Here is a 19,316-nt window from a genome sequence, read left to right as displayed (position 1 = left end):
AACGAATTACCTCTTGCAATGTGGGAGCCATCCACAGAGGACATCGTGGCGACCACGCTGGTCGTCGCTCGCGACTCAGCGCGATCAAAACCACCATGGCCGAAATGAGAGTAGCCACCGTACGCCCGATTTGGATTGTGCGTCAGGGCATTGGCAGGATGTTCTGGTTGAGGCGGAACAGATTGTCCGGATCGTATCTGTGCTTGATCTTGGCGAGCCTCGCATAGGCCTCGGCTCCCAAGGCGTCGCGCACGAGATCCGCTCCTTCGCCATGGCCGGGGAAGTTCAGATAGAGGCGGCCGGTCGAGTAGCGCTGCATGTCCTGCCAGAAGCTGCGAACCCAGCCGATGTTCGCATCGTCCTCGTCAGCGCCTGGCCAAATGGCGTCGAGGCTGAGCATGAAGGGCATGGAGCGGTCGCCGAAGGCAGTCTCATCGGCTGCAACGCGCTGGACGAAACCGCCGAACTTCCAGATCGAGGCGAAGGTCATTTCGGAGGGCCGCTTCGCCATCCGCGCGGTGATCTCCCCGATGACCTCGTCGTCGAGGCGCGAGAGGTAGGTGGATTTCCAGTAGCAGCGGTCGCGGCCTTTCGGGAACAGGCCGTCATAGAGCGACTGGATAGTGCGATATGGCATGCGGCCGCTGAAATCGACGAGCGGTTCCCCAAAACTGCGCAACGGCGCCACGACCCGCTCGCCCTCGTCGGCCGGTCCGTCATAGACATGCGCGAGCGCCAGGACGCGCCGGCCCCTTGCATGCTCGGGGATCGAGGGATCGTCCGGCAGCGTGGAGAATTCCGCCAGGCCGCTCAGGCGATCGGGTGCGGTCTGCATGAAGTCGAGCCAGAGCGGAATGATCTCGTTGGCGCGCTCTTCGGGATAGGTCGGACCGCACAACATCAGCTCCGGCTCGATCGGGTGCAGCTTGAACTCGAAGCTCGTCACCACGCCGAAATTGCCGCCGCCGCCGCGCAGCGCCCAGAAGAGATCCGGGTTCTGCGTCGCGTCGGCATGGATGAGGCAGCCATCAGCGGTCACAAGATCGGCGGCCAGCAGATTGTCGACGCTGAGACCGTGGCTGCCGCGCAGCCAGCCGATGCCGCCAGAAAGCGTCAGGCCGGCAACGCCCGTCGCCGAGATGAGACCGCCCGGCGTGGCGCGGCCAAGCGGGGTGGTGGCCGCATCGACATCGGCCCAGGTGGCGCCGCCCTCGACGAAGGCACGGTCGAGGCCGGGCGCGACCCACACGCCCTTCATCAGCGACATGTCGATCATCAGCCCACCGTCGCAGACGGCGTACCCTGCAACATTGTGGCCGCCCGAGCGGATCGCGATCGCCAGCCCGTTTTCGCGCGCGAAATTCACCGACGCCTCGACATCGGCAGCACTCCGGCAGCGCGCGATGAGGGCGGGACGGCGGTCGATCATGCCGTTCCAGACGATTCGCGTCGCGTCGTAGGATGGGTTCGACGGCTCCAGCACCTCGCCGCGCATGATGGAACGGAAGCTTTCGATGCTCGATTGTGCAAGGGTAGCGGTGGCGGTCATGTGGCGGTCTCCTCGTTTCACGCACGCTAGCGCGGCGCGGGCACGGCCACTAAAGTCGAAAATGCTGGAAGACGGTCATTTCTGCCATGGTCGAACAGGCCGACCCATTGAATGTGGCGATCCTTGCGGCTCCGGAGGCTACCGCGTCCACGATCTACGGCATGTTCGACCTGTTTTCCTCGCCCGGCAGGGATTTCCTATTCATCACCAGCGGAGCCGCGGGCACGCCGCGCATGCGGCCCTATGTGGTTGCCGGGGACGGCAGCGCGTTTCGCGCCGCAAACGGCGTCTGGGTGCGCCCGGACCACGCGCTTTCCGATTGCCCTCGCCCCGATATCGTCTGCATCCCCGATTTCTTCGTCAATCCGGGCGAAAACGTCGCCGGGCAGTATGACGCCGAAGCCGCCTGGCTGAAGCGTGCGCATGACGACGGCGCCATGCTGGCCAGCGCATGCTCGGGCGCGGTGCTGCTCGGCGAGGCCGGGCTGCTCGACAATCGCGAGGCCACCATTCACTGGGGCTATGTCGAGACGCTCACGAACAACTATCCCGGCGTGAAGGTGAAGCCGGACCAGTCGCTTGTGCTGAGCGGCGAGGCGCAACGGGTGATCATGGCCGGGGGCGGCTCGAGCTGGCAGGATCTCGCCCTCTATCTCATCGCGCGCTTTGTCGGCCTCAAGGAGGCGATGGAGGTCGCCAAGGTTTACATGCTGCAGTGGCACGACATGGGCCAGCAGCCCTTCGCCGCGCTCATGCGCTTTCGCCAGACCAGCGACGCGGTGATCAACCGGTGCCAGAGATGGGCGGAGCTCAACTACCGGACCTCCTCGCCCGTCGCCGCCATGACAAAGTTGTCAGGCTTGTCCGAGCGCTCCTTCGTGCGCCGCTTCGCCAGGGCTACGGACATGAAGGCGATCGACTACATCCACGCGCTCAGGCTCGAGCAGGCCAAGCAGATGCTGGAGACGGGCGATCTCCCGGTCGAAGCGGTGGCGAATGAAGTCGGCTACGAGGATGCGAGTTTTTTCGGGCGTCTCTTCCGCCGCAAGGTCGGGGTGACGCCGGCGCAATATCGCATTCGCTTCGGTGCTCTCCGGCGAGCACTGAGCCGCGATTGAATCTCAACCATCGCGGCGCGATGCCGATATTCCGCTCTGCGCCTCGAAGCTGACCTTGCCAGAGCTTGACCAAGACCGCTCTGGTCTTGATCAATGCGCCACGTCGTCGGGTGCGTGCAGGAGTCTCCAGGTCAAGCCGACGCGGCCGTCGAACTGGGATGCGAAATGTTCGGCGGCGACGCCTTCCAGGCCGTCATCGACAAGAGCCTCGATGCTTCGTCGCATCAGCGCGAGCTGCATCTCGCGGGCCTGTGCCAGGTCCGCCTCTCTCATGATTTCCGTGACGTGGTAGGCGACAACGGGCTGGCCGAGGCAAGACATGAGCGCGCTCGCTTCTGATGTCACCGCCGTAACTGCGTCTTCGATCTTCATTCTGGCGCTCCTCATCAAACATGATGCTGGCGCCTCCCCATGAGACGACGGTGTTCCGTCGCTTCCTTTTCAATTTCGACTGTCGCGAGTGAAAGTGGCAGGTGCGCGAACCGGAGAATTACCCTCTTGTTCCAGTCTCCTTGAGCACCCTCGCTACCCAAATCAGTATGCTGCAGAATTGAATTAAAGGCGACCGGATAGTTAATCGATGGTTAATGGCGGCGCTCGCATCTCAGGCGTTAGCGCATGAAACATCGGGCAGGTCCGCTATGCGCCTCTTTCTCGGACATTCGAGAGGCGCCATGGCATTTGTCAAACCTGCCGTTCTCTAAAGTCGTCGCAAAGGCCGGACACGTCACGACGGCGGCGTAGTCGAGGCACCCGGCATGTACCTGTTTGGGCAAGCAGTTCCAGACATGGCGCCGGTTACGATGAGCGACCTCAGCGATCATCTCGCGCTCCTTCTTCCACGGCGGGACCATGCCCGATTGACGGATCCGCGCCAGTCGCCGCATCGCGCGGTGGCCTGTCGAATTTGGGGAAACGAGGCCTTCGTAGACACACCAAGGCAGTGGGCGATACACTTGCGACCACGTTAGCCAGAGGCGGAAGGGAATGACGAAGCAACGCGTTCAGCGGCGTCTTGCTGCTATAATGTCGGCTGACGTCGTGGGCTACAGCCGCCTCATGGGAGCGGACGAGACAGGAACACTGAGTGCGCTCAAGGAACTGCGCCGCAACTTGATAAGCCCGATCCTCACCGAGTATCGAGGGCGTCTGGTGAAGCTCATGGGCGATGGAGCATTAATTGAGTTCGCCAGTGCGGTCGATGCGGTGGACTGTGCAGTCTGCATTCAGCGCCGCGTTGCCGAACGAAATCTCGCAATGCCCGATAGCGCGTCGATCTCCTTTCGGATTGGTGTGAACGTAGGCGATATAATCATCGACGGCGAAGACATCTATGGCGATGGCGTCAACGTCGCGGCGCGACTTGAAAAGCTGGCTGACCCAGGCGGCATCTGTATCTCCGGCATGGCCTTCGACCAGGTAAAAGGCAAACTCGACGCCGGGTTCCAGGACTTCGGAACTCACCAGGTAAGAAATATCGCAGATCCCGTACGGACGTATCGAGTGGTTGCGGCGAGCGTGTCGAGCCAACCGGCTGGCCCTATTCCCTTGCCGGCCAAACCGTCGATCGCCGTCCTGCCGTTCGACAACATGTCCGATGATCATGCCCAAGAGTATTTCTCGGATGGCATATCCGAAGATCTGACGACGGCACTTTCGCGTTTCGAATGGTTGTTTGTTATCGCGCGCAACTCCGCCTTTACCTATAAGGGCAAGGCCGTTGACGTGAAGAAGATTAGGCGGGAGCTCGGGGTCCGGTATATTCTCGAAGGCAGTGTGCGCCGGGCCGGTGACCGGGTGCGAATCAACGCTCAGTTGATCGATGCGGAGTCAGATCGCCATGTATGGGCACAGCGATACGACCGCAAGATGGATGATCTCTTCGAGTTGCAGGACGACATCGTGGCCAGCATCGCGTCGGTAGTCGGACCCGAAATCACGTTGGCTGAGATCGAGCGGGCGCGAGGAAAACGGCCGGACGATCTCGGTGCATGGGACCACTATTTGCGGGCGATCGCCACCTATCACAGGATGACGAAGCAGGATGTGGATGCGGCGATTGCCGATCTCAGAAGAGCGATCGAGATCGACCCCGATTTCGCCAATGCTCACGCCTTGCTTGGTCAATGCCACGTGCACATCGGGTTGCGCGGATGGATTCGTCCGGCGCGCCTGGCCTTCGAAGAGGCCCGGCGCTGGGCGGAGAAGGCGGTTCACCTGGCGCCAACAAACCCGCAGGCCAATCAGTCTCTGGCGTTCGTGCTGGCGGTGACCGGAGAGGCAGAGCAGGCCATCAGGGTGGCCCAACGGGCGATAGAGCTCAATTCGAACTATGCCGACGCCTACGCGGTCTTGGGGCATGCCCTGGTGTTTCGTGGCGATTTGGAAGGTGGCTTGGCTGCTTGTCAAAGGGCGGAACGCGGCAACCCACGCGATTCTCGCGGAACCTGGCTATATGACGCGATGGGACACGCTTATTTCTTCCTCGGCGATTATGAAAAAGCGATCGACGTTTCGAAGAAGGGGCTTCAACAAGACCCCGCTCTGTTCGGCGCGCTAGTGACATTGGCGTGTTCCTATGCTCGTCAAGGTCGCCCCAAGGAAGCCAAGCATTACGTGGACGAGCTGCTCCGCCTGATTCCGCGCTACTCGCTGCGTGCCCTGCGGAAGAATCCAATGTTTGTTGACCCCAAGATGGCTGACGACCTCATCGAATGCATGCGCTTGGCAGGATTGCCCGACTAGCAACTGGCTTCAATTCTGATCCGACAATCGGGATAGGCGCGCAAGGTGCAATTGCGCGATCGAGAGCAATGCGGGAAGAGCCAGGGGCGCTGTCGGCTTCGGGTCGATCACGTCGATGCCCCCAAGAAGCTGAATGTCCGCTTCTGACGATTCGAGTCTTGAAGCTGCCAGTCCTCTCTCGGCCCCAAAACCGCAACAGACGGTAGGTGCAAGGCGGGGAAATCTCCCTGGCCGATGTCGGCCAAGGAGAATGATCATGGGTATGTCACAATATGATCCGGGTTCGCAGGAACGTCGAGCTTGGAATGCTGGCCGCAAGGTCGGAGCCAAACGAGCGTTGAAGCCACGTCAGGTGTGGGCCGTTCGCTTCTTCCTCAATCAGCACCGTCGCGTCCGTGACCGAGCACTTTTCGATCTGGCGATCGATAGCAAGCTGAGGGGCTGCGATATCGTAAAGATCAAAATCGGCGAATTGGTCAGCGGCAGCCAAATCCGGACCCGGGCGATCGTCGTTCAGCAAAAGACGGGTCGGCCGGTCCAATTCGAGTTGATGGATGATGCGCGTGCCAGCCTTCTGGCATGGCTTGATCGGCGCGGCGGCGCGATCGACGAATACGCCTTTCCGAGCCGCATCGATCACGCCGATCATCTGAGCACACGGCAATATGCGCGACTGGTCGATGAGTGGGTGACTGGCATCGGCCTGCGCCGGGAGGAATACGGCACGCACTCGCTACAGCGGACCAAGGCGTCCATCATTTACAAAGCCACCGGCAACCTACGCGCGGTCCAAATCCTACTCGGCCACACCAAGATCGAGAACACGGTGCGCTATCTTGGCGTCGACGTCGAGGATGCACTCACTTTGGCGGAAGGGACAGAAATTTGACCACGCCGGCTCCTTGCGACCAACGAGGAGCCGGACAGGTACGCGCCGCATGTCGGCCGTAGAGATCAGCTTTGTCGCTTCCTGAAAGCAGACAGATCGCCGTCCGAGTTGCCGAAGGCGATGGGCCGGCGCCCGATGAACTTAATCGGCTTGTTCACCCCGGCGCGCACCCCCACGCTTCGAAGTAAAGCGATCGGATCGGCGGCCTCGCTTCAACGTCCCCGACACTCACGCCGCGGCCAAATCCCAAATCCCCATAGCGCCCGCTCCACCGTCGGTGCCCCACACCCCGCGATTTCGTGCCCTGGCGCTTTTCGGACGCCGGCCGTCCGAGCGCATGGATGGTCTCGGAATTGCGGCGTCCGAAAACCTGCACAGGAACGGACGTCGTTGGCCGGAGCCGAGTGATCAATCGTCAATCTGGCAGCCCAGCCTTGCGATATCCCTCGGCAAAATGTTCGCCCACCGCATCATCGCGGATCGGTTGCGTGGCGATCCAGTGGCTGATAGTGAACAACGGATTGCTCGCCATGAACAGCGCTCCCTCCTGGCGGGCCTCTTCCATTCGCCCGAGCTGAGCCAGGCTGGCGGCCAGGATGCGCCGGGAGCCGCTCCGATATACGATGTCCTTGCGCAGCGTCTCGACGGCGGCTTCGTAGTGGCGCGCCGCATACTGGGCCAGCCCCAACGCCCAATAATATAAGGCCATGGGATACGGGTTCAGGCGGAGCGCCCGTTGGGCCTGCTCGATGGCGACCTCCGCTTGGCCGCCCAGCGCGGTGACTTCTGTACGAACCGCCCAGGCGTCGGCATGATTTGGATCCAATTCGATTGCAACCGCGAATTCCGCATCGGATTCCGTCCAGCGCCGTTCGTACGCCAACACATGGGCGAGAACCCAATGATTGCCTGCGTCGTTCGGGTCGAGCCGCACGGCGCGTTGCGCCAACTCCACGGCCACGCGGCGGTCCGGCTCCATCGGCGTCCCCCAGTTCGACCAGCTTTCCCACAGAATGTAGGCGAGCCAGCGATGAGCCTCCGCATATTCGGGATCAAGCGAAATCGCCCGCTCCAGAAGCACGCGTGCCTCATGCGCCGCCTGCCGCGATATTCCGCTCAGCCGCCGGGCGCGCACGCAAAGATCATAGGCCTCCAGGCTCGCCGGCCGCTTTCGGCTGGGCGGGGCCGCTTTCAACCGACCGATGAGTGCCTCGACGATCTTGCCGGTGACCTCGTCCTGTACCGCGAAGACGTCCTCCAGGCTACGGTCGAAGCGCTCTGCCCACAAATGCCCGCCGCCGATCGCGTCGATGAGTTGCACGTTGATGCGCACGCGACCCTTGGCCCTGCGTGCGCTGCCCTCCAACAAATAGCGCACGCCGAGATCGCGGGCGATCATGCGGGCATCGACGGATCGGCCCTTATAGGCAAAGGTCGAGTTGCGGGCGATGACGAACAATTCAGCGTTGCGGGAGAGATCGGTGATCAGGTCTTCCACCAGCCCATCAGCGAAGGCTTCTTGCTCCGGATTATTGCTCATGCTGGTGAAGGGCAGCACGGCAATCGAGGGTTTATCCGGTATCGGCAATGGTCTCTGCTCCCGCCCGGAGTTTTCCCGTGTGGCGGATGACAGCGGATAAACGCGATAGACACGAACTGGCACGGTGATGTTCTTCAATGATTGGGTGCCAAGATCATTGAACCTCACTTTGATGTTGTTCTTGATGTGGTCATAGGCGGTACCGGACACCAGAATGTCACCTGGCTCGGCGATGGCTTCCAAGCGAGCGGCGATGTTGACGCCGTCGCCATAAAGGTCATTTCCTTCGACAATCACGTCGCCCAGGTTGACGCCGATGCGCAGGACGACGCGGCGATCCTCCGCCAGTCCTTCATTGGCCGCTGCCATCCGCTTCTGCAACTCGACCGCACAGGTAACCGCATTAACCGCGCTGGCGAACTCCATCAGAACGCCGTCGCCCATCACCTTGACGATACGGCCCTCGTGCTCGGCGACCAACGGCGCCAGTATGGTCTTGCGCCGCACCTTCAGCGCGGCCAGCGTGCCCGCCTCGTCCTGCTCCATGAGCCGGCTGTAGCCGACCACATCGGCAGCCAGGATGGCGGCGAGGCGGCGATGGGTGCGCTCTTCGGCCATGGAATCCAGCGACCTTCAGAGAAATGGTCAGCCGGATTGTATTGCCACCTCGTGCCTGCGTCTATCGGGCTCATGACCGCTGAGGGTCCAGATCACGACGTTGCCCGCGTCTCTCTGAATGTCCGCTATTCACGATTCGCACCGTGAAGCTGCCCGCCCGGAACCGGCCCAAAATCCGACATTTCAGAAGACGCTCCCCCTGAGCCGGGAGGCGTCAAAAAGACGACCTCTGCCTACGGAAGGCAGTGGAAATCGCCGTGCACGAATTTGCGAGTACGGCATTTTAATTCGTCAATCAGTACGTTACAGAAAATCCGTATCGAGAAAGATCGCAGCTATCTACGTTCGGGTAACACCGGGGTATCACCAAGGTGCACTTACGTCGGCTTCGACCAAAAGTTGCTCGCGCCAATTGCGATGCGAATGTCAGCTTTGCGCCTGATCTCGGACGCTGGGAGCAGTTTGGCCACTTCCTGAAAGCCGACGCTCCAATCGACCACGCTGACAGCCGCGGTTGTGCCGTTTGTGGACATTGGCAAAATGGCCGACTTGGAGATCAGCCTCACTATCATCGGAGCGTTGCCATGATGAAATCAACAGGCTGAACGGCTGCGGGAAAGCCGTCCACAGCATCAATAGCCGAAGTTGCGGGCGTTCTTATCGCTGTCGCTTCTGTGAGGAATGGCCGATAATCTCCCTCTCCGATAGGAGAACCTACCGTGAAGCGCCGCCTCGGAAGACTTTTTATCCTGGCGAGGGTGCCCTCGTCGTCCCGGCCCATCAGACTCGAGTAGCCGACCACGTCTGCTGCGAGAATCGCTGCGAGACGCCTTTCAACCTTCTGGTCGGCAGAATTGGTCATCTCAGCTCCGAGAACCGAGGTATTTGCCCGACAAAACGTTTACGACTCAGAGGGGCTTCGTCCAGTGCCTATTTCGCGAACCCTCCAAACTCGCAGTTGCCAGGAGTGGACCGCTAACTAAGCGACACGATCAGAGCATCGCTCCCGCTTCGACGGCCGCGCTTGCGGTTAGGCGCCTTAACGCCCGCGTAGGGCCAGATGTTGACCTTCGCGAAAGTAAGCTTCGCGCCACATGTCGGCCATAAAGGCGAACTTTGCCTCCGACTGGAAGCAGACATTGCGGTTGACCACGCTGGAGGTCGTGGTCGCGCCAGGACCGGACATTGCATGGCTAGCATGTGCGTCATCCCCCCAGTTTGTCGAGCAAGGCCTTAGCCTCTTTCAAATCGAGCGTGTCGAAGCCCTCGGTGAACCAGCCGTAGGTAGGCGCGAGCAGGTCGTGCGCCTCGGCGCGCTTGCCCTGTTCGGCCAAAAGGCGCGCAAGCGATGTGGCGGCGCGGAGCTCCCAGGATTTGGCACCTTGCTCACGAGACCGTTCGATCGCTTGGCGGAACGAGATTTCAGCCTCGTGGCAATCGCTTGGTTCCGCGGCAGCCAATATAGCACCTCGGAGCCGCAGCAATTCGGCATCGCACCACAGCTCGCGGGTCCGGTTCACCTGGTCGAGAGCCCGATCGATCAGGCGCACGCCGTCCGACGCGCGATTGACACTCCCGAGCACCTCCCCGAGGAATCCCATCGTGTACGCCTGCGTCACTTGCGTTCCGACGGCCTGCATCCGGGCCAGGCCATCCTCAATTTGGGCGATCGCTCGCTCCTTCTGGCCCTGCTTCGCCGAGAGCCATCCCTTCTGCTGGGCGGCCATGGCAACCCAGAAGGGATACGCCTGCTCGGTCGCGAAAGTGAGCGCACGGTCGATCCGCTCCTCGGCTTCGGCCACCTCGCGTCGGAATAGTCGTAACCACGCTGCCCATATCAGCACATAAGCGCGGCTGAAGGGGTGCGCCAATCGCTCGGCCAAGACAAGGGCGTCTTCCATCCGGGTCAGCGCCTGGTCGGGGTAGCCGAGGTGCCAAAGCACCGCTGACCCACGACATAGGCAAATCGGTCCGGGGTCCTGGCCGTAGAGGGCGAGATGAGCTCGATGTCGCTGCGGGCGATACGCTTCGGAGGCCAGCTCTAAATGTTTCCGTGCCTCCCTGAAGTCGCCGCGCCAAGAAAAGCTGATTCCCCGAGCATAATGGGCCTCGACCACCCGCACGGGATCGTTACTCTGCAGGGCAAGGTCGAGAAGCCGTCCACTCAGCTCGTGCGCCGACGTGAGTTCGGCGCGCGTGGCCGAGTAGATGGCCAGGCCGAGCAGAACCGGGAAGACATCCGCATCTTCTGGCATCACCTCGCAAAGGCGGCGCGCGCGAGAATAGACCGGCTCGACCTCGGCATTTGCGTAGCCATTCTTGGCGGTGAGCACGCGGCCCAGCACCGTTAGCGCTGCGAGCTCGCGCCGCTGGCGCTCCGGGCCCGCGGGGAGCGTTTCGATTAAGTTCAGCGCTTTCTGCAGATGGCTCTGGGCCTCATCGTTGGCCGAACGGTCGTTGGCGCTCTCTCCCGCGCGCTGCCAATAGCTGATGGCCTGAAGAGGGAGGCCTGCAGCCGTATAGTGCTGAGCCACGATCTCGGGCTCGTGTTCGACGACCTCGCCGAAATGCTGCTCGAGCGCGTGGGCGATCCGGGTATGCAGCTGCTGGCGGCGACTACGCAGCAAGGTGGCATACGCGGCATCTCCCACCAATGCGTGCTTGAAGATGCACGTCCCGTGCGGCGGCCGACCGCGCGCGATCACGAGTTCGGCGCTGATTAGTTGGTCGAGGGCGCCCTGCAGTTCCCGTTCCTCGCGCTGCGCGACCGCCGCCAGCAGCTCATAAGAGAATTCGCGGCCGATGGCGGCGCCAATCTGCGCGACCTCCCGCGCTGGCGTCATTAGCCGATCGAGCCGCGCCAGCAGAGAATCCTGCAGGGTTGCAGGGATCGCCAACGGTGGCAGCGGGCCCGAGAGTGCGTAGCGGTCGCCTTCATCGGTCAGCACGTCAGATTCAATTACGGCCTTGGTCACCTCCTCGAGGAACAGGGGCACGCCGTCTGTCTTGGCCACCATCAGCTCGAGCAACCCGCCCGGCAGCGCCTTGCCCCCGGTCAACCGCTCCACCAGGGTCGCGCCCTGCCGGCGGCTTAAGCGGTTCAGCGTGAGCGAGGTGACCCGCGGGTGGCCGATCCACCGCGGCTTGAACTCAGGGCGGAAACTGAAGATCGCCAATACTGCAAGGCGGGGGATCTGCTGGACCAATCGGTCGAGAAGCTCTAGCGAAGTTGGATCAATCCAGTGGATATCCTCGAAAACCATCAGCACGGGCTGGTGGTCCGCTAGGCCAATAAGCTGCCGGACCAGAGCCTCGAGGGTCAGCTCCTTCTGGCGCTGAGGGCTGAGGTTCAGGGGTGCGTAGCGACTGCCTACCGGGAGCGACAGAAACGCCGCCAACAAAGGGGCGACGTCCCGGACCTTGTCTGTGGACCGCGCCAAGAGGCTCTCTAGCTTGTCGAGTTTTACGCTCGGCGAATCGTCTGGATGGAAGCCAGCCGCGCGGGTGAGCTGGATAATCGACGGGCGAAGGGCGCTATTTGCGTGGAACGGCGAGCACTGGCAGCGGATGCGGATATGCGGTCGGTCCCGCAGGCGCTCGCGGAGCGCCTGAATCAGGTGCGACTTGCCGATGCCGGGCTCGCCGGAGAGCAGGACCACCTGCCCCTCGCCGGACGCGGCCTTGCTCCAGAGCTCCGCGAGCAGAGCAAACTCGTGCTCGCGCCCAACTGTTGGGGCGAGGCCGCTCGTCGCGCGCGCTTCGAACCGGGTCTCGGCGGCACTCTCGCGAAGCACGCGCCAGGCGCGGATCGGGGCGTCGAACCCTTTCAGGTCGTGCAGACCCAGGTCTACGAGCTCGAACAGCCCGCCGAGCAGTCGGCGTGTGGCGAGCGGGATCACGATCTGGCCGGGCGCCGCCAATGCTTGCAACCGCGCCGCTAGGTTCGGCGACTCGCCGACCACCGCTTCCTCCTGCGCCGCTCCTTCGCCGATGAGATCGCCCACCACCACCAGCCCCGTTGCGATGCCGACACGTATCGCCAGCGCCGCTTGTGCCGGGGTCGCGAGCCTTGCGATCGAATCAACGACCGCCAGCCCCGCGCGCACGGCTCGCTCTGCGTCGTCCTCATGCGCCTTCGGATAGCCAAAATACACCAGCACGCCGTCGCCCATGTATTTAGCCACAAACCCGCCGAAGCGACGCACGGCCTCGGCAACGCACTTCTGATAGGCCGCAATCACCTCACGCAAATCCTCAGGGTCCATTCGCGCGGAGAGTGCTGTCGAGCCGACAAGGTCCGAGAACATCACGGTGACCTGGCGGCGCTCGGCGGGGTCCTTCGCGGCGTTGTCGATTGCCAGAGGCGCATCGGATAACAGCGGTGTTGGTGCGCCTACTTGAGCGCGCAAGGCTGCGATGGCGTCGAGCAGCTTACGACGATCTCCGACAAATCCGACACCAAGATCCTTCAAGTCCTCGGCCGTCAACCTCGGCAGGACCGTGTCGTCGATCTTATTCTCGCGGAAGGAGGCCTCATACTGTTCGAGGCCAAGCCTCCGCAGCCAACCTCCGACGTCCATGGCGGCGCCCCTGGCTTGCCTACCCACGCATGATCCACCAGGGAAGAGAGCCTGTCTAGGACCGGGTTTGAATGACCGGTTCGGGCCAATCTAAGACTTGGCCCTATCGGCTTGAAGGTCCGCTAATTGCTACGTGACGCTAAAGGCCGCCAGTCCGCTGCCGGCCCAATGCTGCCGGGCGGCAATGCGCCGCAAGTGGACATAGCTCCGGGCAGCTTCCAAGGAAGCGGACACCGAAACTAATCTCCGGACCGTTGTTCTCAGTGCCCAAGAGCCTTACGCGACCTGCTTCCCACGCCCTGTTGGTTACCTGCGACGGTCTCAAGGCGTTTAATGAGACCTAGGAATTCAGCTCGAACCTGACCCAATTCTAAGACCCAGGCCCGCACTGTGGTGGCGAGTGTTTCACGTTGGAATTGTGGAACCCGACGTGGAAATTACAAGGCATTACTGCCGGAGCGCGGCTTTTGCTGTTACCCAGGTGTTACCCCAAGGGCCGCAGCCGAAAAAGGTTCGTCACAGTGCCGGGTAATAGACTAACAAATTCAGATATTTGATGGCGCACCCGACAGGATTCGAACCTGTGACCTCTGCCTTCGGAGGGCAGCGCTCTATCCAGCTGAGCTACGGGTGCCTTCAGGATCGGCGATCTTGAAAACGAACCAGCCGGTGAACCGGCCAGCCACGGCTTCTTAGCGGAAGCGGCGGCGGGCTTCAACGGGCAATTGGAGGTGCGCTGCCTCCTCGCGCAGTGGTCACAGGTTCGAATCCAGTCGGTGCGCCAAATCTACGCTCGGCGTGATATCGTGCTGCGGTCTGAATTGACCCCGCTTCCAACCGGAGCAGCTTGCGCGAACCACGCTACGAAATGTTGATGATGAGCCCCTCACCAGAAGCCGCCACCTTCTTCACGAATTGCTGCACTTCGGCGTAACAGCCAGTCAGCCAGCCGAGGGGTGATCCGTCTGGGGCGAAAGGTCGGTTCCAGATCACACCGGGGTAGATATCGAGCTCCGTCATCCGCGCAGGATCGTAACGGCGGGCGAGCTCGGCAGGTGTGAGCGTATCGAGATACACCGCGAAGCGGCGAACCTGATCGGGTCGTAGCGCTCGCGCGTGGCCCTCATCGTCGAGATCCTGGCCACCCCGCACGAAGTAGCAGGCGGGCTCGTCGCCTTCGTCGGCGGTGCCGGTGAAGAGAAAGTGCAGGCCATGCCAGCCCCGGTCGATGTCGATACTCCGATCCGGATCGGGCGGCTGGATCGCCGCGCCGCCGTTGGAGTCGGGAACCACTTCTTCGATCGTGATTGGCGTCAGACGCAATAGCCAGCCGAGCACCCCTCTCGGCCAGACCTTTCTCACCCGCAGCGTCGAGCCGTCTTCAGGGTAAAGGAAGCCGGCCATCGCATCTGGCTCCGCAAGCAATCGCCTGATCTCAGCCTCTGACGCACGATGCAAGCTACACGTCAGGCCCATCTGCCGCCCCCTTCAACGAAGCGCCATTCTATTGGCGCGAACCACTGCCTGCCATAGGGCAATCCGAGCCGGTTTTCGGAGCAATCAGTCGTAATGGCTTGGCGGGTCTCGGATGCGTGCGGTGGTAGTCGCGAAGGCCTGCAAGCCTGAAACGAAAAACCCGCCTCGGCGGCGGGTCGCTGGCGCAAATCAGCACCATGCATAGATTTATAGCATAATTGCCGTCACCGGGCAACCGATCACGAGCCCGCCGGTTCCGCCCGCAACGGAGCAAGCGGCCCTCACGACTGCTCCGCAGCTTCGTCTTCGCGTCCGCCGCCATCGGTGTAAGGCTGCAGTGGATCAGCATCTGGACGTTGCGCTGGGTGGGTTGTCGGCGCCTACAAACATGATTGAGCTAGCTCGCGCCGCCCTCCACCTCGCTCTTCACAGCCCGCCTCCGCACGTCGCGCGGCGCCCGCTTCGGCTTCTTCGCGCCGGTCAGCTCGTGCATCGCATCGAGCTGCATCTGCTGCATTTCGGCCAGCCGCGTCCACTGGCGCGAGATCAGATAGTCGAGCTTCTCGTGCAGGTGCCGCACTTCCAGCTCGGCCTTCAAATTGACCCGGTAGTCGTTGAACGAGCGCAGGCGGTCTTTTGCTTCCTGCCGCTTCTGGCTCATCATGATGATCGGCGCCTGGATGGCGGCAATGCAGGAGAGCAGAAGGTTCAACAGGATGAAGGGGTAGGGGTCGAAGGCGCTTACCGCGCCCTCGAGCAGATTGATGCCGATCCACACCAGCAGCACGCTGGCGAACGAGATCAGGAACCACCAGCTGCCGCCGAATGCAGCCATATTGTCGGAGACGCGGTCGGCGAATGACCTGTGCTCCTCGAACTCCTCTTCGCTGTTTTCGGAAATCGTGTCCTGCCTGGCGATGCTCTCCACCACCTGCCGGTCCAGCTCGGAGAATTCGCCGTGCTCCTGCTGCAGAAGCTCCTCCATGTAGCGCATCCGGTAGCGGCCGAGCTCCTCGCGGCTGATGCGAGCGCCGGTCGGCAGGTCCGGGTGATCGGCGCGGATCCGGTCGGCCAGGCTCGGCCGCAAATCGTCGATGCGCACCAGGTCGCGCTTGCGGAATCTTCTGCCGGATATCGCCGACGGCTTCTTCTTCGGCTTTGCCCGTCCGGGCAGGGCCGGTTCCGAGTCCGGCACGTCTGGCGTTTCGAGCTGCTCGTCCGAACTTTGATCGGCGTCGCCGACGGTCGGCGCCTCGAAATATTCGCCGCCGCTGTCGTTCTCTGGCGCCTTCTCGGGCGTCTTGGGGGCGGTGCTCATGCTGCGGGCTCCTGCTGTCACGCTGGGCGAGAGGCCAAGGCGGCGGGGCATATCCACCGTTCGGGCGGATTTCGCATCCCACGTCCGGCTTTTGCGGTCGAGTGGGAGAAGCCGCGTAGCCGCGGCGGTGCGTTCACGATCGCGCGAGAAGGGCGCCTGCGTGCCGAATGTGCCGGCAGGTGCGAAGCTCGCCGCTACTGCTGCACGAACATCAGCCGCGTCTTCGCATCGGCGATCGTCGGCGACAGGCTGCGCTGGATCAGCGCCTCGACATGGTCGTTGCGCTGGCGCGCGCTGTCGGCGCCCATCACCACCACGATCAGCTGCCGGCCGTCGGCACTGTAGGAGGTCACGATGTTGAAGCCGGAGGCCCTGATATAGCCGGTCTTGATGCCGTCGACGCCGCGCACCCGGCCGAGCATGTCGTTGTGGCCGCGGACCAGCCGTCCGCGGAACATGAAGTCGCTTTCGGAGAAATAGTGGAAATGCTGCGGGAAGCGGTTGCGCAGCGCCATGCCCAGCACCGCCATGTCGCGCGCCGTCGTCACCTGGCCGCCGTCGGGCAGGCCCGACGCGTTGCGGAACACGGTGCTCGCCATGCCGAGCTGGCGCGCCTTGGCCGTCATCATGGCGGCGAACTGCGCCTCTGAGCCGCCGAGATATTCACCGACCGCCACCGCCACGTCATTGGCCGATTTGACGACGATGGCGCGGATCGCCGAATCGACGTCGATCGTCTCGCCGCGCCGGAAGCGCAGTTTGGTCGGCGGCTGCCTGGCGGCATTGCCCGAGACCGGGATCGGCGTGTCCTTGGCCAGGCGACCGCTCTCCAGCGCCTCGAACAAAAGATACAGCGTCATCATCTTGGTCAGCGAGGCCGGATAGCGCTGCGCGCCCGAATTCACCTCGAAAAGCTGCTTGCCGGTCCTGGCGTCGACGACGATCGTCGCATATTTTTGCGGCGCCGCCGGCACCGCCAGCACTGTGTCAGGCGGCGCCGTGGTGCAGCCGGCGACAAGCGCCAGCAGGGCAAACACGGCCATCAATTTCTGGATGAGCGGGAAGGGACGCTGGTCGGACAAGGGCTGGACTGTTCTGAACGCGCTGTTGCTGAGATGCGGCGAAGCTAACGTAACGCGCCTGCCGCGTCCATTTGGTTAACACCTGCAATGACGCATTTGCCCAGGTTTCAGAGGCTGGCGCCGCCCCTCACCTGCCTGCCGGCATCCTCTCCCCGTAAACGGGGCGAGGGACGCTGTCATCGACGGTTTCGCCAATCACCAGCGTTGCAAGAACCCGCCAGCGCCGCGGCCAGCCCCTTTCTCCCCGTCACTATACGGGGAGAAATGCCCGGTAGGGCAATGAGGGGCAGCGCCGGCCCCTGCAGGGTTCCCTCTGCCGCGCCCACAGCCTCCCACGTCCCCCCGCCCCGAAAACGCCTGCTTCCTGTCCTGTTTGGTCTTCGGGGTCGCGCTGCTATTATGCGCGCGGCATTGGCTTGGGGGTTTTTATGACGAGTGGAATGGAACTCGGCGCCAAGGCGCCGTCTCTTATCAAGGCATCGCTGGGCCGCACCGGCAAGTGGGCCGGCAGCGTCGCGTTCGTCAGTGGCGCCGTTTCCGACGTGCTCAATCCGCTGGCGCCGTTTGCCGCCTATATTGCGCTGGTCGCCGCGGTCACGGCGGTCATCATCGCGATTGCCGTCGTGCTCAAGCTGGTGCTGGCTGCCAAGGCCGTGCCGGCGCTGATTTTTGCCACCAGTGCGGCGGCGGTCGCCGGCGGCGTCTACGGCCTTCAACAGCAGACCAATTCGCAGAACGGGGTGATTGCCAGCCTGGTGCCGGCCATCGCCGAGCTGCAGCAGTCGATGGGCATCGTCGCCGAGAAGGTGGCCAAGATCGAGCAGACCGTCACGCAGACGCAGAAGACGGTCGAAGCCGTCAAGCAGTCGACGGACACCGTGGCGAAAAAGACCGAGGAGATTGCTTCCAACCAGCAGCAGCAGACCGCGCAGGGCGCGGAAACGCAAAAGACCGTCGAAGCGGTCAAGCAGACCACCGACACGCTGGCCGCCGGCCAGCAGCAGCAGGTGGCGCAGGCCGAAAAGCTGCAGGCGACGACCGAGCAGATCGCCGCTTCCATCGACACCATCGCCAAGGGCTTTGCCGCCCTTGCCGCGCAGGGCGGCGCGATTGCCGATCCCAAGCGTCCCGACGAGTATTACCACAATGCCCGCGTCTACGAACTGTCGGGCGACATGCTCAATGCACGGCGCTCCTACTTCGCCTTCGCCGGCTTCGATGTCGACGCCGTCGACCCCTACACCCGCTTTGCCACGCTGCTTCGGGTGCAGGATGGCAAGGCCGGCGCCCGCGAGGTGTTTGGCGCGCTCTCCGACAAGGGCAAGGCGCTGTCGATCAAGCTGGTCCATCTCATGCAGTTCGACGATGTCCAGCGCCTCGACAAGCTCAACGCCTTCATCGCCGCCCATCCCGACTTCGCGCCGGCCTATTTCCTTTTGGCGCAGGAGTCTTCGGAGGACCGCCTTGGCAGCCAGTCGCTGTCCGACAAGCGCAGCGAGGCCCAGGCGCTGACAAAATTCGTCGCCTACGAGAAGGATGGCGGGCTGCTCAAATATTTCGTCGACCAGAGAGAACTTGCCGACTGGCTGGACCGCAGCCGCAGCCGGCTGGCAGCCCTTGGCGACGTGCTCGATCCTGCGCTGTTCGCGCCGACGCTGACGCCGATGCGATCGAACCAGGGCTGGTCGATGACCATCTCGCTGCCCGAGCCGGCAACCGCCATTTCCTGGCGCCTGGGCAACAGCGGCCCGTTCACCGACACCGGTTTCATGGCGATGAACGACCAGCGGACCGGCAAGCCGATGCCCAATCCGAGCTTCGAACTGCCCGACAGCACCGCCGCCACCACCATCGGGATCAAATATCTCGATCTGCGCGGACGCGAGACCGGCCCGTTCGACATAAGTTTCGATCCCGACGCCGCCCTTCAACAAGGCGCGAAGCAGATCCTCGACCAGTTCTGGACGTCGTGGATTGCCTTCGACGCCAGCGGCAACCACGGCCTGGTCTACTTCTCCCAGATGCTGTCGTTCCGCTGCGCCATCAAACAGGTGCAATACGGCCTGAATGGCGCCGCGCTCGACAAGGAGATCAAGATGCCGCCTTGCGACAAGAAGGACCCTTACGCCATCCCCTACGACTACCAGCCTTATTTCAAGGTCGCCGACAGCGTGAAGTCGATGTCGGTGCAGGTCACCTACACCGATGGCACCAAGTCGCCGGTGCGGGAGTACAAGCGGCAGTAGACTTGGTTGCTGTGGCATTGGCGATGACTGGGCGTCGGCGCCGCCCCTCACCTGCCGGCCGGCATCCTCTCCCCGCATAGTGACGGGGAGAGGGGTGCTTTCGCCCAGGATTTCGCCAATCACCAGCATTGCAGAAAGGGCGCTGCAGCCGATGC

At 62.7% G+C, this 19,316-nt stretch carries 12 protein-coding genes and 1 tRNA gene; 4 read left to right on the top strand and 9 right to left on the bottom strand.

Annotation, left to right across the window (positions count from 1 at the left end):
- Nucleotides 1-142: 142 nt before the first annotated feature.
- On the bottom strand, nucleotides 143-1,549 hold the full coding sequence (locus AC1RUK_RS26615; RefSeq protein ID WP_481838258.1) for an FAD-binding oxidoreductase: 1,407 nt from the start codon (nucleotides 1,547-1,549) through the stop codon (nucleotides 143-145).
- Between the two features lie 86 nt (nucleotides 1,550-1,635).
- Here AC1RUK_RS26615 and AC1RUK_RS26610 point away from each other — a divergent pair, with 86 nt between their 5' ends.
- Complete coding sequence (locus AC1RUK_RS26610; protein ID WP_481838259.1) at nucleotides 1,636-2,667, top strand: GlxA family transcriptional regulator; 1,032 nt, start codon at nucleotides 1,636-1,638, stop codon at nucleotides 2,665-2,667.
- 90 nt (nucleotides 2,668-2,757) lie between these two features.
- Here AC1RUK_RS26610 and AC1RUK_RS26605 read toward each other — a convergent pair whose 3' ends face one another.
- Entirely contained in the window at nucleotides 2,758-3,039 is a 282-nt protein-coding gene (locus AC1RUK_RS26605; protein ID WP_481838260.1) for a hypothetical protein, read from the bottom strand.
- A gap of 615 nt (nucleotides 3,040-3,654) precedes the next feature.
- Here AC1RUK_RS26605 and AC1RUK_RS26600 point away from each other — a divergent pair.
- Nucleotides 3,655-5,412: an adenylate/guanylate cyclase domain-containing protein gene (locus AC1RUK_RS26600; RefSeq protein ID WP_481838261.1), complete on the top strand. Its 1,758-nt coding sequence runs from the start codon at nucleotides 3,655-3,657 to the stop codon at nucleotides 5,410-5,412.
- A 256-nt stretch (nucleotides 5,413-5,668) separates the two neighbouring features.
- Nucleotides 5,669-6,301: a tyrosine-type recombinase/integrase gene (locus tag AC1RUK_RS26595; protein WP_481838262.1), complete on the top strand. Its 633-nt coding sequence runs from the start codon at nucleotides 5,669-5,671 to the stop codon at nucleotides 6,299-6,301.
- Nucleotides 6,302-6,716: 415 nt separating this feature from the next.
- Here the strand turns inward: AC1RUK_RS26595 and AC1RUK_RS26590 are convergent, their stop codons facing one another.
- From AC1RUK_RS26590 to AC1RUK_RS26560, 7 genes are all read right to left on the bottom strand, one after another.
- Nucleotides 6,717-8,459, bottom strand: coding sequence for an adenylate/guanylate cyclase domain-containing protein (locus AC1RUK_RS26590; RefSeq protein ID WP_481838263.1), 1,743 nt, complete (start codon nucleotides 8,457-8,459; stop codon nucleotides 6,717-6,719).
- Between the two features lie 568 nt (nucleotides 8,460-9,027).
- Nucleotides 9,028-9,321 (bottom strand): hypothetical protein, encoded by a 294-nt coding sequence (locus AC1RUK_RS26585; protein ID WP_481838264.1) that lies wholly within the window; start codon nucleotides 9,319-9,321, stop codon nucleotides 9,028-9,030.
- Between the two features lie 343 nt (nucleotides 9,322-9,664).
- Nucleotides 9,665-13,039 (bottom strand): adenylate/guanylate cyclase domain-containing protein, encoded by a 3,375-nt coding sequence (locus AC1RUK_RS26580; RefSeq protein WP_481840135.1) that lies wholly within the window; start codon nucleotides 13,037-13,039, stop codon nucleotides 9,665-9,667.
- A gap of 557 nt (nucleotides 13,040-13,596) precedes the next feature.
- Nucleotides 13,597-13,673: transfer RNA gene (locus AC1RUK_RS26575), tRNA-Arg, on the bottom strand.
- A 227-nt stretch (nucleotides 13,674-13,900) separates the two neighbouring features.
- Nucleotides 13,901-14,515: a YfbM family protein gene (locus AC1RUK_RS26570; RefSeq protein WP_481838266.1), complete on the bottom strand. Its 615-nt coding sequence runs from the start codon at nucleotides 14,513-14,515 to the stop codon at nucleotides 13,901-13,903.
- A 397-nt stretch (nucleotides 14,516-14,912) separates the two neighbouring features.
- On the bottom strand, nucleotides 14,913-15,833 hold the full coding sequence (locus tag AC1RUK_RS26565) for a DUF1003 domain-containing protein (protein ID WP_481838267.1): 921 nt from the start codon (nucleotides 15,831-15,833) through the stop codon (nucleotides 14,913-14,915).
- A 194-nt stretch (nucleotides 15,834-16,027) separates the two neighbouring features.
- A complete protein-coding gene (locus tag AC1RUK_RS26560) occupies nucleotides 16,028-16,915 on the bottom strand; it encodes a D-alanyl-D-alanine carboxypeptidase family protein (protein ID WP_481838268.1) in 888 nt (295 codons plus the stop codon).
- Nucleotides 16,916-17,343: 428 nt separating this feature from the next.
- On the opposite strand from AC1RUK_RS26560, the gene AC1RUK_RS26555 reads away from it, so the two are divergent.
- Complete coding sequence (locus tag AC1RUK_RS26555) at nucleotides 17,344-19,161, top strand: methyl-accepting chemotaxis protein (RefSeq protein ID WP_481838269.1); 1,818 nt, start codon at nucleotides 17,344-17,346, stop codon at nucleotides 19,159-19,161.
- Nucleotides 19,162-19,316 lie beyond the last annotated feature (155 nt).

It is taken from the genome of Mesorhizobium monacense (genome assembly GCF_056781675.1).
This window is presented reverse-complemented; position numbering and strand designations above follow the sequence as displayed.

Bases quoted from the DNA above. Each gene is read 5' to 3' on its own strand.
- AC1RUK_RS26615 (WP_481838258.1), bottom strand. From the start codon at position 1,549: ATGACCGCCACCGCTACCCTTGCACAATCGAGCATCGAAAGCTTCCGT.
- AC1RUK_RS26610 (WP_481838259.1), top strand. From the start codon at position 1,636: ATGGTCGAACAGGCCGACCCATTGAATGTGGCGATCCTTGCGGCTCCG.
- AC1RUK_RS26605 (WP_481838260.1), bottom strand. From the start codon at position 3,039: ATGAAGATCGAAGACGCAGTTACGGCGGTGACATCAGAAGCGAGCGCG.
- AC1RUK_RS26600 (WP_481838261.1), top strand. From the start codon at position 3,655: ATGACGAAGCAACGCGTTCAGCGGCGTCTTGCTGCTATAATGTCGGCT.
- AC1RUK_RS26595 (WP_481838262.1), top strand. From the start codon at position 5,669: ATGGGTATGTCACAATATGATCCGGGTTCGCAGGAACGTCGAGCTTGG.
- AC1RUK_RS26590 (WP_481838263.1), bottom strand. From the start codon at position 8,459: ATGGCCGAAGAGCGCACCCATCGCCGCCTCGCCGCCATCCTGGCTGCC.
- AC1RUK_RS26585 (WP_481838264.1), bottom strand. From the start codon at position 9,321: ATGACCAATTCTGCCGACCAGAAGGTTGAAAGGCGTCTCGCAGCGATT.
- AC1RUK_RS26580 (WP_481840135.1), bottom strand. From the start codon at position 13,039: ATGGACGTCGGAGGTTGGCTGCGGAGGCTTGGCCTCGAACAGTATGAG.
- AC1RUK_RS26570 (WP_481838266.1), bottom strand. From the start codon at position 14,515: ATGGGCCTGACGTGTAGCTTGCATCGTGCGTCAGAGGCTGAGATCAGG.
- AC1RUK_RS26565 (WP_481838267.1), bottom strand. From the start codon at position 15,833: ATGAGCACCGCCCCCAAGACGCCCGAGAAGGCGCCAGAGAACGACAGC.
- AC1RUK_RS26555 (WP_481838269.1), top strand. From the start codon at position 17,344: ATGACGAGTGGAATGGAACTCGGCGCCAAGGCGCCGTCTCTTATCAAG.